Source organism: Microterricola pindariensis, from assembly GCF_002936985.1.
GTDB classification, from domain to species: domain Bacteria; phylum Actinomycetota; class Actinomycetes; order Actinomycetales; family Microbacteriaceae; genus Microterricola; species Microterricola pindariensis.
Genome location: NZ_MPZN01000024.1, coordinates 1 through 14,958, shown reverse-complemented (window position 1 = coordinate 14,958; position 14,958 = coordinate 1). Strand labels below are relative to the sequence as shown.

The 14,958-nt window shown below is 70.2% G+C and carries 16 protein-coding genes; 5 read left to right on the top strand and 11 right to left on the bottom strand.

Annotated features, from left to right (window positions below; all coding sequences use genetic code 11):
- Entirely contained in the window at positions 1-699 is a 699-nt protein-coding gene (locus GY24_RS08840) for a DedA family protein (RefSeq protein ID WP_104475304.1), read from the top strand.
- Positions 700-760: 61 nt separating this feature from the next.
- Entirely contained in the window at positions 761-2,281 is a 1,521-nt protein-coding gene (locus tag GY24_RS08835) for a carboxylesterase/lipase family protein (RefSeq protein ID WP_104475303.1), read from the top strand.
- 69 nt (positions 2,282-2,350) lie between these two features.
- Here GY24_RS08835 and GY24_RS08830 read toward each other — a convergent pair whose 3' ends face one another.
- Genes GY24_RS08830 through GY24_RS08810 form a run of 5 tightly spaced genes read right to left on the bottom strand, consistent with a single transcriptional unit; the run spans position 2,351 to position 6,210 of the window.
- Positions 2,351-3,256 carry an ABC transporter substrate-binding protein gene (locus tag GY24_RS08830; protein WP_104475302.1) on the bottom strand — a complete coding sequence of 302 codons (906 nt, stop codon included), beginning with the start codon at positions 3,254-3,256 and terminating at the stop codon, positions 2,351-2,353.
- Positions 3,257-3,264: 8 nt separating this feature from the next.
- Positions 3,265-4,236 (bottom strand): carbohydrate kinase family protein, encoded by a 972-nt coding sequence (locus GY24_RS08825; protein WP_104475301.1) that lies wholly within the window; start codon positions 4,234-4,236, stop codon positions 3,265-3,267.
- The gene (locus GY24_RS08820; protein ID WP_104475300.1) at positions 4,233-4,733 is read right to left on the bottom strand and encodes an ureidoglycolate lyase; all 501 of its coding nucleotides are present in this window, start codon (positions 4,731-4,733) and stop codon (positions 4,233-4,235) included. Before GY24_RS08820 ends, GY24_RS08825 begins: the two co-directional genes overlap by 4 nt.
- Positions 4,730-5,470, bottom strand: coding sequence for a BtpA/SgcQ family protein (locus tag GY24_RS08815; RefSeq protein WP_104475299.1), 741 nt, complete (start codon positions 5,468-5,470; stop codon positions 4,730-4,732). Before GY24_RS08815 ends, GY24_RS08820 begins: the two co-directional genes overlap by 4 nt.
- Positions 5,471-5,490: 20 nt before the next feature.
- On the bottom strand, positions 5,491-6,210 hold the full coding sequence (locus GY24_RS08810) for a GntR family transcriptional regulator (protein WP_161498714.1): 720 nt from the start codon (positions 6,208-6,210) through the stop codon (positions 5,491-5,493).
- A gap of 156 nt (positions 6,211-6,366) precedes the next feature.
- Between GY24_RS08810 and GY24_RS08805 the strand changes: the two genes are divergently transcribed.
- From GY24_RS08805 to GY24_RS08795, 3 genes are read left to right on the top strand one after another with little or no spacing between them, the layout of a single operon-like run.
- On the top strand, positions 6,367-7,398 hold the full coding sequence (locus GY24_RS08805; protein WP_104475297.1) for an alpha/beta fold hydrolase: 1,032 nt from the start codon (positions 6,367-6,369) through the stop codon (positions 7,396-7,398).
- Positions 7,399-7,446: 48 nt separating this feature from the next.
- Complete coding sequence (locus GY24_RS08800; protein ID WP_104475296.1) at positions 7,447-8,118, top strand: class I SAM-dependent methyltransferase; 672 nt, start codon at positions 7,447-7,449, stop codon at positions 8,116-8,118.
- 44 nt (positions 8,119-8,162) lie between these two features.
- Positions 8,163-8,627, top strand: coding sequence for a hotdog fold thioesterase (locus GY24_RS08795; protein ID WP_233279283.1), 465 nt, complete (start codon positions 8,163-8,165; stop codon positions 8,625-8,627).
- A 66-nt stretch (positions 8,628-8,693) separates the two neighbouring features.
- Here GY24_RS08795 and GY24_RS17635 read toward each other — a convergent pair whose 3' ends face one another.
- From GY24_RS17635 to dut, 6 genes are all read right to left on the bottom strand, one after another.
- Positions 8,694-9,002 (bottom strand): 4a-hydroxytetrahydrobiopterin dehydratase, encoded by a 309-nt coding sequence (locus GY24_RS17635; protein ID WP_161498713.1) that lies wholly within the window; start codon positions 9,000-9,002, stop codon positions 8,694-8,696.
- A gap of 76 nt (positions 9,003-9,078) precedes the next feature.
- A complete protein-coding gene (locus tag GY24_RS08785; RefSeq protein WP_104475294.1) occupies positions 9,079-10,023 on the bottom strand; it encodes a hypothetical protein in 945 nt (314 codons plus the stop codon).
- A gap of 157 nt (positions 10,024-10,180) precedes the next feature.
- Positions 10,181-12,994 carry an aconitate hydratase AcnA gene (acnA, locus tag GY24_RS08780; RefSeq protein ID WP_104475293.1) on the bottom strand — a complete coding sequence of 938 codons (2,814 nt, stop codon included), beginning with the start codon at positions 12,992-12,994 and terminating at the stop codon, positions 10,181-10,183.
- Between the two features lie 174 nt (positions 12,995-13,168).
- On the bottom strand, positions 13,169-13,921 hold the full coding sequence (locus GY24_RS08775) for a DUF3159 domain-containing protein (RefSeq protein ID WP_233279282.1): 753 nt from the start codon (positions 13,919-13,921) through the stop codon (positions 13,169-13,171).
- 11 nt (positions 13,922-13,932) lie between these two features.
- Entirely contained in the window at positions 13,933-14,559 is a 627-nt protein-coding gene (locus tag GY24_RS08770) for a DUF3710 domain-containing protein (RefSeq protein ID WP_083363754.1), read from the bottom strand.
- Positions 14,556-14,958: dUTP diphosphatase (dut, locus tag GY24_RS08765; RefSeq protein ID WP_104475292.1), on the bottom strand; the 403-nt coding region annotated here is incomplete at its 5' end. The genes GY24_RS08770 and dut, both read right to left, overlap by 4 nt.

Below are 14,958 nucleotides of genomic sequence, written 5' to 3'. Positions count from 1 at the left end.
ATGCAGCCCACCCTCCTCGGAATCGACTTCCTCGACGCCGATTGGCTCGTCCACTGGTTCGGCCCCTTCATCCTGCTGGGTGTTGCCGCCGTCGTGTTCGCCGAGACCGGACTCATCGTGCTCTCCTTCCTCCCCGGCGACTCGTTGCTCTTCACCGTCGGCCTGCTGACCGCGACCGGCTTCGTCCAGTTCCCCATCTGGGTGACGGCATCCGTCATCTTCGTCGCCGCATTCGCGGGCGACCAACTGGCCTACTACCTCGGGCGCAAGGCCGGCCCGGCCATCTTCAAGCGCGAGCAGAGCCGGTTCTTCAACCCGGCGAACGTCGAGCGCACGAACGCCTTCTTCGACAAGCACGGCGGCAAGGCCATCATCCTGGCCCGCTTCCTGCCCGTGTTCCGAGCCTTCGTGCCCGTCGCGGCCGGCGTGGGCCGGATGCCCTACCGCACCTTCATCACCTTCAACCTGATCGGCGCGTTCCTCTGGGGCGTCGGCCTCACCCTGGTCGGCTTCTTCCTCGGCCAGATCGACTTCGTGGCCCGCTACTCCGAGTTCTTCATCATCGGGATCATCCTGCTCTCCGGCATCCCGATCCTGCTCGAGCTCGGCAAGGCGGCCCGCGCGGCTCTGGCCAAGCGCCGGAGCCCGGCCGCCGCGGCCCCGGCCGAGCCGGCCGCAGACGAGCTCGCCGCGCGCTGAGGCCGCCCGCTCTCACGCCGTCCTGTGACAGAGTGATCCCACCGGATCGCGAAGGAGCGAGATGCCAGAGAGCACAGAGGTCCCAGAGAGCACAGAGGTCCCAGAGAGCACGGACGGACCGCGGAGCAGTGAGCTCTCAGACGTCGGCGTGGACACGGAGTCCGGCCGCATCCGGGGCAGCCTGGCGGGCGGGGTGCGCCGCTTCCTCGGTGTGCCATACGCGGCGGCGCCGTTCGGCGCCCTGCGCTTCCGGCCGCCACAGCCCGTCCCCTCCTGGCCCGGCGAGCGGGACTGCACCACACCGGGGGCGACGTCGCCGCAGCTGCCCTACGCGGGCGGCATGGAGCGGCTTCTCGGCAGTGTGAGCGTGCCGGGCGAGGAGATCCTGAACCTGGCCATCTGGGCGCCGGAGCGGCGCGACGCCGCCCTCGCACCGGTCATCGTCTGGATCCACGGCGGGTCCCTCAGCCGCGGCAGCAACGCCCTGGAGGCCTACGACGGCACTCGCTTCGCCCGAGACGGGGTCATCTTCATCGGCGTCAACTACCGCCTCGGCGCAGAGGGCTTCTCCGTCTTCGCCGACGGCGAGGCGAACCTCGGCCTCGCCGACCAGATCGCGGCGCTGCGCTGGGTGCGCCGCAACATCTGGGCCTTCGGCGGCGACCCGAGCCGGGTCACCGTGATGGGCGAGTCGGCCGGCGCGATCACGATCGCCGCCCTGCTGGCGCGGCCGGACGCCGCGAGCCTCTTCGACCGCGCGATCATGCAGAGCGGCCCGCCGGACGCGAAACCGGCGAAGACCGCGGGCGCGGTGACCCGCCGCATGGCCAAACTGCTCGGCGTGGCACCGCTCCGCGCCACCTTTGCCGAGCTCTCCCCCGCCCGCCTGCTCGACGCCCAGCGCCGGGCCACGGCCGGCACGACGCCGATCACCGGCGGCCCCGCGTTCGCGCTCACCCTCGGCACAGAGACCGTGCCGCGGCATCCGATGGCCGCGTTGACGGGCGGGGCCGGTTCCGGCATTCCCGTGCTGATGGGCGCGAACACCGAGGAGTACCGGCTCTGGTTCGTCCCGACCGGGCTGCTCGCGAAGATCGGCAGGGCGCACATCGCCGTCGCGATGGCGAAGTTCGGGATCTCGCCCGGCACGGTGCGGCTGTACCGGCGCAACCGGCCGGGCGCCGGCCTCGGCGAGCTGTTCGGCGCGCTGGCCACCGACCTGCTGCTGCGGATCCCCCTGAACAAGCTCGCGGACGCCCGGCTGCGGGTGCCGGGCGCGGCCCCGAGCTTCGTCTACGAGTTCGCCTGGCGCTCCCCCGTCGACGGGCTGGGCGCCTGCCACGCGCTTGAGCTCGGCTTCGTCTTCGACAACATCGAGAGCGAGGAGGCCGTCGCGATGGCCGGCCCCGACGCGCCCCGACGCCTGGCCACCGACATGCACGCGGCCTGGGTGCGCTTCGCCGCCACCGGCGACCCCGGCTGGCCGGCCTGGTCGCCCGAGCGCCCGGTCAAGGTGTGGGACGGGGCCGCGGATGCCGTCGTGCTGGCGCCGCGGGAGGACGAGCGCGCCCGCTGGCGCTGAGTGCCCCTGACAGCAGAAACGGCCGGCCCCGTCGGGGCCGGCCGTCCGCTGGGATCGGGTGCTGCGGGTTTAGAACAGCGCGCCGTTGATGCCGGCCGTGCTGACGGCGCCGTCTTCGACGCCCCACTTGGCGAGGATCGCGCCGTAGCTGCCGTCGTCGATGATCGACTGCACGGCCGCCTCGACGGCCTGGGCCAGCGTGCCGGACTCCTTGGCGACGGCGAAGCCGAACGGCGCGGAGTCGTACTGCTCGCCGATCAGCTCGAGCTTGCCCTGCGTGGCGGAGACGGCGTAGGCGGTCACGGGCGAGTCGGCGGCGAAGCCGGCCGCGCGGCCGAGCACGACGGCGTTGGTGATGTCGTCCTGTGTCTCCAGCTTGAGGATGCTGATGGGCTCCTTGCCGGCGGCGACGCAGGCCTCGGAGCGTGCGGGGATGTCGTCGGTCTCCTGGTAGGTGGTGGCGCCCGCCGCGATGACCAGGCCGCAGGCGTCGTCCGGGTTCAGCGTGCTGCCGGCCGCGGCCGCCCAGCGGGTGCCCGCCGAGTAGTAGTTGACGAAGTCGACGATCTTCTCGCGCTCCTTCGTGTCGGTGAACGAGCCCTGTCCGACGTCGTACTTGCCGCCGATCACGCCGGGCAGGATGTTGTCGAAGGCCGCACCCTGGTACTCGACCTCGAGGCCCATCTTGGCGCCGATGGCGTCCATCAGCTCGATGGCCCAGCCGGTCGGGGCGCCCTCCGCCGTCTTGAACTCGTTCGGCGAGTAGGTGAGGTTGACGCCGACGCGGAGCGCGCCGCTCTCGGCGATCGCGGCCGGGACGAGGGCGGTGACGGCGTCGTCGGCGCCGACGGCCACCGCTTCACCGGTCGGGGCGGCCGTGGTCGGCGCGTTCTGGACACAGCCGACGAGGCTGACCGCGAGGAGGGACGCGGCTGCCACGAAGAGCAGGCGGCGTGCGGGGCGAACGGAAGTCATGGTGCTCCTTAGTGTGATTCTGCTGTGAGTGCTGTGGAAAGGGAGTCGATGTCGGTGCCGGCGGCGGCGAGGTAGGCGAGGACCTCGCCGACGGATGCCGCGCCGGAGCGGGCGCCGTGGGCCTCGGTGGCCCGGGCGCCGGCGCCGTTGGCGAAGAGCGCGGCGAGGCCGGAATCCGCGGTGCGGTCCAGGGCGAACAGGAAGGCGCTGCAGAAGGCGTCGCCCGCGCCGGTGACGTCGAGCACGGCGGCCGCGATGCCGGGGACCTCGATGGGCTCGGAGCCGGAGTAGACGATGCAGCCGTCGGCGTCGCGGGTCACCACGAGGTGGGACAGGCCGCCGGCGAGGAGGGCGGCGGCGCAGTCGGCAGCGCTCCGACCGGCGCGGAGGCGCTCGAAGCCGATCCGGTTGACGAAGAGGAGGTCGACCGTGCCGATCAGCTCGAGGTCGCCCGGCTCGAGGTCGGCCACGTCCAGGTCGAGCACGATCCGGGTGCCGGCGGCGCGGAGCGCGCGGAGGATCTCGGCCGGGCTGAGCGCGCCGTGGCGGAGGCGGCGCAGGTCGCCGATCGAGCTGTAGACACTGCGGGCCGCGCCGAGCAGGTCCATCCGCACGGTGTCCAGCTCGAAGCGCTGGTCACCGATGCGCGGCGTCAGCACGACGTGCTGGCCCCCGGCGAGGAAGATCAGGCAGCGCGAGTCGGCCAGCTCGTTGTCGACGAGGCAGAGCGCGGTGTCCACCCCGCTCTGCTCGAGGTCGGCGAGCAGCCGCTGGCTGACGGCCCCGTCGTTCATGGCGGTCACGAAGCGGGTGGGCGCGCCGAGCGCGGCGTGCACGCAGGCGGCGTTGGCGATCATGCCGCCGACGACCGCGGGCAGGGGGTCGAGCCACGCCTTGTCACCGAGGGCCGGCCAGCTCTCGGCCGTGAAGTACTCGTCGAGCGCGACGTCGCCGATGAAGATGGTGCTCTGGGCACTCATGCGGCGGCCTCCACGGTCACCGCGGCCCCGGTCGGCAGCACCCACTCGTCGGCGATGCTGTCGTCGGCGGTCGCCATCCAGTAGTAGTGCGCGGGCTTGCCGACGCCGTGGCAGGCCGTGTGCCAGATGCCCTCGGCGAGCACGATGACGTCGCCCGGCTGCAGCAGGAACGCCCGGAGGTCGGCGGCGTCCGGCCGCTCGCCGGCGGTGGCGGCGACGGCGACCACGACGGGCTCGGCGGCGCAGAGCAGCACCTCGCGGGTGTGGTGGTGGCGCTCCATTCCGGTGATCTGGAAGGGGGTGGCGGCGCCGAGGGTGAACCCGAGGTGGCCGGGTGTCTCCAGCACCGCGTGCAGCGAGCGGCGGTCGGTCCAGCCGTCGCCGCGCGTCGTCAGGACGCGCTCGCCGCCCGCGCCGAGGTCGAGGTACTCACCGAAGGCGGCGAAGGCGTCGGCGCTGAGCGGCTCGGCGGTCAGCGTGCGCGTCTGCGGGCTCATCGGGCACCGTGCGCGATGGAGGTGAGCTCCGCGACGTGCGCGGCCAGCACATCGCCGTCATCCTTGCGGGTGTCCTTGAGGAAGCTGCCCACGATGGCCCCGTCGGCGTCCTCGAGCTGGGCCACACAGTTGGCGGCGGTGATGCCCGCGCCGACGATTAGGGGGAACTCGCCGAGGATGCCGCGGAACTCGCGGATGCGCTCGAGGCTCGTCTCCATGCCGGTGCCCTCTCCGGTCACGACGATGGCGTCTGCCCGCTCCCGGCCGAGGCCGAGGTCGGTGCCCAAGTCGTTGCCGCTCAGGTAGGGCTGGTACTTGAAGCGCACGCCGCCGAGCACCGCGGCATCCGTCGACGCGCGCCAGCCGGCGAGCCGTTCGGCGAAGGCCGGCTCGTCCTCGGCGCCGAGGTGGCCGGCGACCGAGTCGAGCTGCACGAAGCTGGCGCCGTACTGCCCGGCCAGGGCGAAGCCGCGCTCGTCGTCGTCGAGCACGTTGACGCCGTAGCAGGCCGTCGGGCGCTCCTGCTGCAGCACGCGCAGCACCGCCTCGACGTCAGCCGGCGTGCCGAAGTAGTTCTCCACGATGACGGCGTCGACGCCGTTGCTGTAGAGGGTCTCGATCTCGCGGCGGGCGATGTCGAGCTTCTCCTCGGCGGTCTCACCCTTCAGGTGGACCATGCCGAGAACGACGGGGGCCGCTGCGAGGCGGTCGAGGAAGGCGGTGCGTCTGGAAGTCATGTGGTGGGTCCCGATGGGTCTCAGGCCTGGCGCGCGGCCGGCAGCGTGGTGGAAATGTTGAATTGGACCGTGGACGAGTAGACGATCTCGATCTGCTCGATCTCGCGGTCGTGCTGGTCGAAGGCAGCGCCGTGCAGCGTGACGAGGGCCGGATCGGCGCGCGTCTCGCCGAGGACGGCGCTCATGGCGGCGTCCGGGATCACGGTGCTGAGGGTCAGCTCGGTGCGCGACGGGTGCACGCCGTAGTGGGCGCGCAGCGTGTCGTAGAGCGAGGCGTTCTCGAAGTCGACGGTGTCGAGCCCCGGGAACAGCTCGAGCGAGAGGTGCGAGGTGTCCAGCGAGAAGATGCTCTCCGTCTCGGCGATGCGCACGCCGCGCAGGCGCACCAGGCGCAGCTGCGGCGTGCCGCCCGCCTCGATGACCTCGTGCTCGACGACGCGGGAGATCGGGATGCCGCCGCGGCCGCGCATGGTGTCGCTGAAGCCGCCGAAGTTCCAGATGCTGTGCGTCATCGGTCGGAATTGCACGAAGGTGCCCTTGCCCTGGACCCGGCGCACGAGCCCCTCGGTGACGAGCTCGCCGATGGCCTGCCGCACCGTGCCGCGCGTGGTTTGGAACGTCTCCATGAGCGAGGGCTCAGAGGGGATGGCCTCACCGTCGAGCAGCTCGCCGTTCAGGATGAGCGAGCGCACGTGGCGCCCGATCTGCGCGTACAGCGGCAGATAGTCCTGTGCAGCCATTGGTGCCTCCTCGTGTGCTTGTATAGACGACCATACAATCACGGGGTGTGCGAGGCAAGACTGGTGTGCGGCGGGGCCTCGGGCTTCCGAGACGGAGGGGCTCGTCGACAAGAGGTTCCGCGCCGATTTGCCAGACTCGGCGCTCACACTGACAGTGTGCAGCAGGAGATGGCCCGGGTGACGACGACCGACGGCACCGGACTGGCGTACGCCTCGATCGGCGCCGGCCGGCCGGTGATGTACGTCGCGGGCTGGCTCGGCCATCTGGAGCTGAGCTGGGAGCTGCCTCCCGAGCGGGCCTACTACGAGAGCCTCGCGCAGGGCTGCCGGCTTGTCCGCTACGACCGCGCCGGATCTGGGCTGTCGGCGCCATCGCCCCGGCCGCCGTCACTGGCGTACGAGCTCGAACAGCTCGACGCGGTGGTCGCAACCCTCGACGCGGAGCCCTTCGACCTGGTCGGGACGTCACTGGGGGCGCTGGTCGCCGTGGCGTGGGCGGCGGCGCACCCGGGCGCCGTCCGACGGCTGGTGCTCTACGGCGGCTGGGTGTCCGGCGCGGACATCTCCCCGCCCAGCGCCCGGGAGCACGTCCTGGGGCTGGTCGAGTCGCACTGGGGGTTGGGGTCCGACGTTCTGACCGAGATCTTCGCGCCGGACGCCGATGACGCGACGCGCAGGGCGTTCGGCCGCTACCAACGCGCCTGCGCGACCGCCGCCACGGCGCGAGCGCTCCTGGCGCTGAGCTACGAGCTCGACGTCAGCAGCCTCCTCCCTCTCGTGCAGGCCCCGACAGTGGTGGTGCACCGGGACCGCGACCGGGCCGCTCCCGTCGCACAGGCGAGGGCACTCGCAGCAGGGATCACCGGCGCGCAGCTCGTCGTGCTGCCCGGCCGCTCCCATCTGCCGTACGTTGGCGACACCGCCGCGCTCGTCGGGACGGTCCGCCGGTTCCTCGGACTGCCGGTGCCGAGGCGCGGCGCCCGAGCGTTGACGGCCCGCCAGGGCGAGGTCGCGGCGTTGATCAGCGAGGGCTGCACCAACCGCGAGATCGCCGCACGGCTGGGCATAGACGAGCGGTCGGCCGAGGGGCACGTAGAACGGATCCGCCTGCGCCTCGGCTTCCGGTCGCGCGCCCAGATCGCCGCATGGTACGTCGCGCAGCGCGGCCGGCCGGGACCGGCGAACTGAGGTAGTTCCACGCCTGACGGAGCGGACGGCATCCGGCACGCTGGTGACATGAGCATCAGTGTCACACCCACCGCCACGCCGGCATCGACCGGCTTCGAGCTGCACGCCGGCCGTGGCCGGTTCAACGCCGCCTTCTTCTGGCTGATGGACCCGTACCTGGAGTGGAGCCTGCACCGGCAGAAACGACGCGTCTTCGCCGGGCTTCCGCGGGAGGTCGTCGAGATCGGGTCCGGCGTCGGCGCCAACCTCCGCTACCTCCCGGCCGGCGGCACCCTCGTCGCCTTCGAGCCGAACCGCTACATGCACGGCCCCCTCCACGCCGCCGCCCGCCGCAGAGGGGTGCACCTCGACCTGCACGAGTGCATGGCCGAGCACACCGGCCTCCCCGACGACAGCGTCGACGCCGTGATCTCCTCGCTCGTGCTCTGCTCGGTGCAGGACCCGGCGACCGTGCTCACAGAAATCCGGCGCATCCTCCGCCCGGGCGGCACCTTCCGGTTCCTCGAACATGTCGCCGCCCGGAGCGGCACACCCACCCATGCCGCACAACGGCTGCTGCGCCGACCGTGGGCCTGGGCGTTCGAGGGCTGCTCGTGTCAACGCGATCTGGAATCCGCCGTGCGCGCCGCCGGGTTCGCGAGCGTCACCATCACGCGCTACCGGGTGCACACCCCGCTTCTCCCGTTCAACACCCACATCGCCGGCATCGCGCGGGCCTGACCCCCGGGCCGGCGGCCGACCGCCTCCCCCGAAAGGAAACCATGATGAACACCCCACCCATCTGGCACGGCGATGTGCCACCCGACGTCCTCACCGGCATGCGGCGAGGCACCCTCATCGAGACGCTCGGAATCGAGGTCACCGCGGTCTTGCCCGATTCCCTGCAGGGTCGGATGCCCGTCGATTCTCGGACCACCCAGCCAGCCGGGATGCTCCACGGCGGCGCCTCCGTCGCGTTCGCGGAGACGCTCGCGTCGATTGCGGGATTCCTGGCGGTCGACCGCGCACGCTTCCATGTCGTCGGCATGGAGATCAACGCGAACCACCTGCGGCCCGTTGCGGAGGGGTGGGTGACCGGCGTCGCCCGCCCGGTCTACCGTGGCGGGCGGGCCCAGGTCTGGGAGGTGCGGATCGCCGACGACCATGATCGCCTGGTCTGCATCTCGCGGTGCACCCTCGCGGTGCTCGAGGTGCCGACCACGTACCTGGGCGCCGAACAGCGGGCGTAGCACCGACACGACGAGCCGGCGCACCTGGCGATCCGGCGCACGCCCGGCCCGCGATCCGGCCCGCGATCAGGCCGGGAGGCCCGCGGCGTCCGCGAGGGCCTGGATCCGCAGCGCCAGCGCGACGTCCCGCTCCGTCACGCCGCCGGCGTCGTGCGAGCTGAGCTCGAAGGCGATGCGGCCGTAGCCGAGTCGCACATCGGGGTGGTGGTTGATCTGGTCGGCGATCTGGGCGACGGCGTCCAGCAGGCGCACGGCGCCGGAGAAGTCACCGGTCTGGTAGGCCGCCTCCAGCCTCCCCGGCTTGTGCGTGAACGCCGTCCCGGCGAGGGCGTCGGCGGTGTCGCTGGGCAGCAGCAGTGAGTGGTGTGCGCGCATGCCTCCATGCTGCGCCCGGCGTGCCGAAAGCACAACGGGCAGCCCAGAGCGGCTCACACGCAGCCCGGGAAAGCAGTCAGCGACTGCGTACGATCTCGGAAAACTTCTCTCGCAACTCGTCGACAGTGTGTACGCGCACGAGCAACTCATCGTCGTTTCGTTCCCGATAGCTGATGGTGTAGCCATCGCTCTGTTCACGCAGCGTGTAGTCAGAGAATCGAATCGAACGAGGCTCCGCCCGCTGCGCGACGATGAAGCCGGCCGACTGAGCTTCAGCGAGCAACGCGGGGGTCACGAGATCCAGCGCCGGGCCGTGAGAGAGGAAGTCGAGGATGCCGCCACCCTCGCTGTCCAAAAACGCATTGCCCAGTTGACGCAGGGTGAATCGCTGGACGCGTTCCATCGCGCTGGCCCGATCCAGGAGGCCCCAGATGGCGTGGCCGAGGGGGCGTTCGTAACGCGCACCGACAAACAGCATGAGCCACCGGCAGACATCTTCGAGAAGCTCGGAGCTGTAACTCGGCGGATCGTTCCTGAGCACGATGTGATCCACCAACTGCACCTGGTAGCCCGCAGCGGTGAGAGCAATTCGCAGAGACTGGGTGCCGGAACTTGCCACAAACGGATTGCCGAAGAGCTCCTGCGGCGGCGCCCATCCCACGGCGGCCAGCCACTCCGATACCTCACCCGGTAAGTCGGCGATCGTGATGGCGTCGACTGGACCCGCATGAGAGGTCGGCTCGATGAGCTCCCAAATGTAGGCGTAGGCCTGCCCGGCCGTGCTGAAATAGACCGGTTCAGGACCTTCTCGGTCGGCCGGGAATCGCGACGGCCTGAAGAGTTCTCGTTGGGACACACTGAACGGCAGGGGCAGGTCGTCATGTACCTGCACAGACCAAGCGAAACGGCAATACCGGGGCACGTAGTCCCGGGGGCTCAGCCGGTTGTACCGCCCGTCGTAGGCCAAGAAGGGGTCGAGCCGGGCGTCACGAAGATTCTGCTGCAGTTCGAGAAAGTCCACCCCTCATCATTGCGCATCGAAAGCCTGCTCTGAGCGCTGCCCTCACTCCCCACTGGCAGCCTCGAATCAGCGTTCGACGCGGGCTGGGTGCGTCCGGGACCGGAGAAGGGGCCGGATTCCACAGGAATCCGGCCCCTTCTGGTACTCGGAGTAACGACTAGGCTACGAGCGAGCGCAGCACGTACTGCAGGATGCCGCCGTTGCGGTAGTAGTCAGCCTCACCAGGGGTGTCGATGCGCACCACGGCGTCGAACTCGACGACGGCCTTGCCGGCCGGCGAGTTCTCGGTCGGGGTGGCGACGACACGAACCGTCTTGGGGGTGGCGCCGTTGTTCAGCTCCTCCAGGCCCAGAATCGAGACGGACTCCGTGCCGTCGAGGCCGAGCGTCGCCCAGCTCTCGCCGACCGGGAACTGCAGCGGCACGACGCCCATGCCGATGAGGTTGGAGCGGTGGATGCGCTCGAAGCTCTCGGTGATGACGGCCTTGACGCCCAGCAGGCTGGTGCCCTTGGCTGCCCAGTCACGCGAGGAGCCGGAGCCGTACTCCTTGCCACCGAAGATCACCAGCGGGATGCCGGCGGCCTGGTAGTTCTGGCTGGCGTCGTAGATGAACGACTGCGGTGCGCCCTCCTGGGTGAAGTCGCGGGTGTAGCCGCCCTCGACGTTGTCCAGCAGCTGGTTGCGCAGGCGGATGTTGGCGAAGGTGCCGCGGATCATGATCTCGTGGTTGCCGCGGCGCGAGCCGTAGGAGTTGAAGTCCTTGCGCTCGACGCCGTGCTCGACGAGGTACTGGCCGGCCGGGCTGTCCGCCTTGATGTTGCCGGCGGGGCTGATGTGGTCGGTGGTGACCGAGTCGCCGAGCTTGGCCAGGACGCGGGCGCCCTGGATGTCGCTGACCGGGGTGGTCTCCATCGTCATGCCGTCGAAGTACGGGGGGCGGCGCACGTAGGTCGACTTCTCGTCCCACTCGAAGACCGCACCTGCGGGGGTCTCCAGCGAACGCCAACGCTCGTCGCCCTCGAAGACACCGGCGTACTGGGTCTTGAACATGCCCTCGTTGATCGAGCTGTCGATCGTGGCCTGCACCTCGGCGGCGTCCGGCCAGATGTCCTTGAGGAAGACGTCGTTGCCGTCCTGGTCCTGGCCCAGGGCGTCGACCTCGAAGTCGAAGTTCATCGAGCCGGCGATGGAGTACGCGATGACCAGCGGCGGGCTGGCCAGGTAGTTCATCTTGACGTCGGGGCTGATGCGACCCTCGAAGTTGCGGTTGCCGGAGAGGACGGCCGTGACGGCGAGGTCCTGCTCGTTGATGGCGGCCGAGATCTCGTCGAGCAGCGGGCCCGAGTTGCCGATGCAGGTGGTGCAGCCGTAGCCGACGGTGTAGAAGCCCAGCGCCTCGAGGTCCTCGGTCAAGCCAGCCTTGGCGTAGTAGTCGGTGACGACCTTGGAGCCGGGAGCCAGCGTGGTCTTGACCCACGGCTTGGCCTTGAGGCCCTTCTTGACCGCGTTGCGGGCGAGCAGGCCGGCGGCGAGCATCACCGAGGGGTTCGAGGTGTTGGTGCACGAGGTGATCGCGGCGATGGCCACGGCACCGTGGTCGAGCACGAAGTTCTCGCCGCTGGCCAGCGACACCGCGGTCGGCTTGGAGGCCGAGGCGGGGGCGTGGCTGTGGTGCACGTGGTGGTGCTGGCTGTGCTCGCTCTCCGGCGTGTTCGCGGGCGGGTCGGATGCCGGGAAGGACTCGGAGATCTCGAGGTCGACCAGGTCGTGCTCGATGTCGGTGTAGTTGAGCAGGTCGCGCTCGAACGCCGACTTGGAGACGCTGAGCTCGATGCGGTCCTGCGGGCGCTTCGGGCCGGCGATGGAGGGCACGACGGTGGAGAGGTCGAGCTCCATGTACTCGCTGAAGACGGGCTCGGCGCTGGCGTCGTGCCAGAGCTTCTGCGTCTTGGCGTATGCCTCGACGAGGGCGATCTGCTCGGCGTCGCGGCCGGTCAGGCGCATGTAGTCGAGCGTGACGTCGTCGATCGGGAACATGGCGGCGGTGGAGCCGAACTCCGGGCTCATGTTGCCGATGGTGGCGCGGTTGGCCAGCGGCACGGAGGCGACGCCCTCGCCGTAGAACTCGACGAACTTGCCGACGACGCCGTGCTTGCGCAGCATGTCGGTGATCGTGAGCACGACGTCGGTCGCGGTGACGGCCGTGGGGATGGCGCCGGTGAGCTTGAAGCCGACGACCTTCGGGATGAGCATGGAGACGGGCTGGCCGAGCATGGCCGCCTCGGCCTCGATGCCGCCGACGCCCCAGCCGAGCACGCCGAGGCCGTTGACCATCGTCGTGTGCGAGTCGGTGCCGACACAGGAGTCGGGGTAGGCCTGCAGCACGCCGCCGACCTCGCGGGTCATGGTGACGCGGGCCAGGTACTCGATGTTGACCTGGTGCACGATGCCGGTTCCGGGCGGGACGACCTTGAAGTCCTCGAACGCGGTCTGGCCCCAGCGGAGGAACTGGTAGCGCTCGCCGTTGCGCTCGTACTCGATCTCGACGTTGCGCTCGAGCGCGTTCTCGGTGCCGAAGAGGTCGGCGATGACGGAGTGGTCGATGACCATCTCGGCCGGGGCGAGCGGGTTGATCTTGTTGGGGTCGCCACCGAGGGCGGCGACGGCCTCACGCATGGTGGCCAGGTCGACGATGCAGGGAACACCGGTGAAGTCCTGCATGATCACACGGGCGGGGGTGAACTGGATCTCGGTGTCCGGCTCGGACTCGGGGACCCAGGACCCCAGGGCCTCGATCTGCGACTTGCTGACGTTCGCGCCGTCCTCGGTGCGGAGGAGGTTCTCCAGAAGCACCTTGAGGCTGAACGGGAGCTTCTCGTAGCCGGCGACGGTGTCGACACGGAAAATCTCGTAGTCGGTCTCACCGACCCGGAGGGTGTCTTTTGCTCCAAAGCTATTTACTGCAGACACGTGGCCGTCTCCTTTGCTGGGCGCCGCCAAATGCGCGGCATATCTTCAATCTTCGCGGCCGCACTGCGCGTTCTGCCAGCAAGGTTAGCCTAAGTCGGCTCTACCGGTCAGGGCTGATTCGGCGGAAGATTTTATCTCGATGTCGAGATAACTCTAGCAGGAGGGACGGGTCGCTCAGGGGCGCCGCGCCGCGGCATCCGCGGGCTTGGCATAGATCGCCTTGACGATGAGCCAGGACAGGATCAGCAGCAGCGCATAGAGCGGGACGCCCATCAGCAGCTTGGTGATGGCGAGGCCCTCGACGTTGCCGGCGAAGTACAACGGCACCTGCACGAGCAGGCGCAGCGCGAACAGGCCGAACCAGCAGGCGGTGAGCAGCTGCATCGCCTGGAAGCGGCGCTTGTTCTCCCGCCAGGCCAGGCCGTCGCCCATCAGGTAGCCGACGGCGAGCCCGATCAGTGGCCAGCGCACCAGCATCGAGACGAGCAGCGCGATCGCGTAGACCGCGTTCGTGATGAGCCCGAGGACGAAGTTGTCCTCGCCGCGCCCCGTCCAGAGCGCGAGCGCAGCCGAGACGACGGCGCCGATCAGGCCGGCGACGGCCTGCATGACGGGCGTCTTGCCCACGATGCGGAGCGTCGTGAAGACGACGGCGAGGCCGACGGAGACGCCGAGCGCCCAGCTCAGCTCCTGGCTGAACGTGTAGATGATGAGGAACACCAGGCCGGGCAGGATCGTCTCGGCCAGGCCGCGGATGCCGCCGAGCGCCGCGAGCATGTCACGCGGCGAGAGCCGCTCGTCCTCGGCCAGCTTGCCGAGCCCCGCCTTGCGGGCGGCGTCGGCGAGCTGGCTGCCGAAACTGGCCACCGGCTCGAGCGGCTCGTGCTCACGAGGCTCGTCGCCGTGCTGGTCCTCTGGGGCAGCCACTGTCCCGCGGGTCAGACGTTGCTCGGGGCGTCGGATGCCGGCGAGGCGGGCATGCGCAGCGGGATCAGGTCGCGCGGAGGCATCGGCGTGGTGCCACGCACGACGACGATGCTGCGGAACAGCTCCTCGACGGCTGCGGCGGCGTCGGGGTTCACCGCCGCCTCACCCGCGATGACGCCGCGGAGGAACCAGCGCGGGCCGTCGACGCCGACGAAACGGGCGAGGCGCGTGCCGCCGGCCGTGCCGGAGCCGGCCGCGACAGGGATCTGGGCGAGCAGCTCGGGCCCGAACGTTCCCTCACGGAGGGTAGTCGTTCCGCCCTGACGCGCGATCTGCTCGGAGATCTGGCCGCGGATCTCGTGCCAGAGGCCGCTCGAGCGCGGTGCGGCGAACGGCTGCACCTGCAGGGTGGAGTTGGCGTAGTCGAGGCCGATCGCCACGACGCGCTTGCTCTCCTCCTCGATCTCGAGGCGGAGGTGCAGGCCCTCGCGCGGAAGGATCTTGACGCCGCCGAGGTCGACGTAGGGGCGAACGGGGTTCGCCTCGCTGTCGTCGAGCGGACCGTTCTCTGCGCGGTCCTCTGGTGCGGACTTGGGGTGCTCCACCGGCAGGTCGCCGATGTTCTCAACGTCGCTCACGCGATGCCTCCTGAAGTTGGGGTGCCACTGCCGATGGCGGCAGTGCCGGTCGATCCGAAGCCGCCTTCGCCGCGCGCGCTGCCCGGCAGCGTCTCGACGGGGATGAAGGTCGCCCGGGTCACGGGCATGATGATGAGCTGTGCGATGCGGTCGCCAGGGGCGATCTGGAAGGGCTCGCTCTGGTCGGTGTTGAGCAGAGCGACCTTGATCTCGCCGCGGTAGCCGGCGTCGACGGTGCCCGGGCTGTTCACGATCGTGATGCCGTGCTTGGCGGCCAGGCCGCTGCGCGGCACGACGAATGCGGCGAATCCGGCCGGGAGCGCGATCGACACGCCGGTGCCGACGAGGGCGCGCTCGCCCGGGGCGAGGGTCACCTCCTCGGCGGAGTGCAGGTCGGCT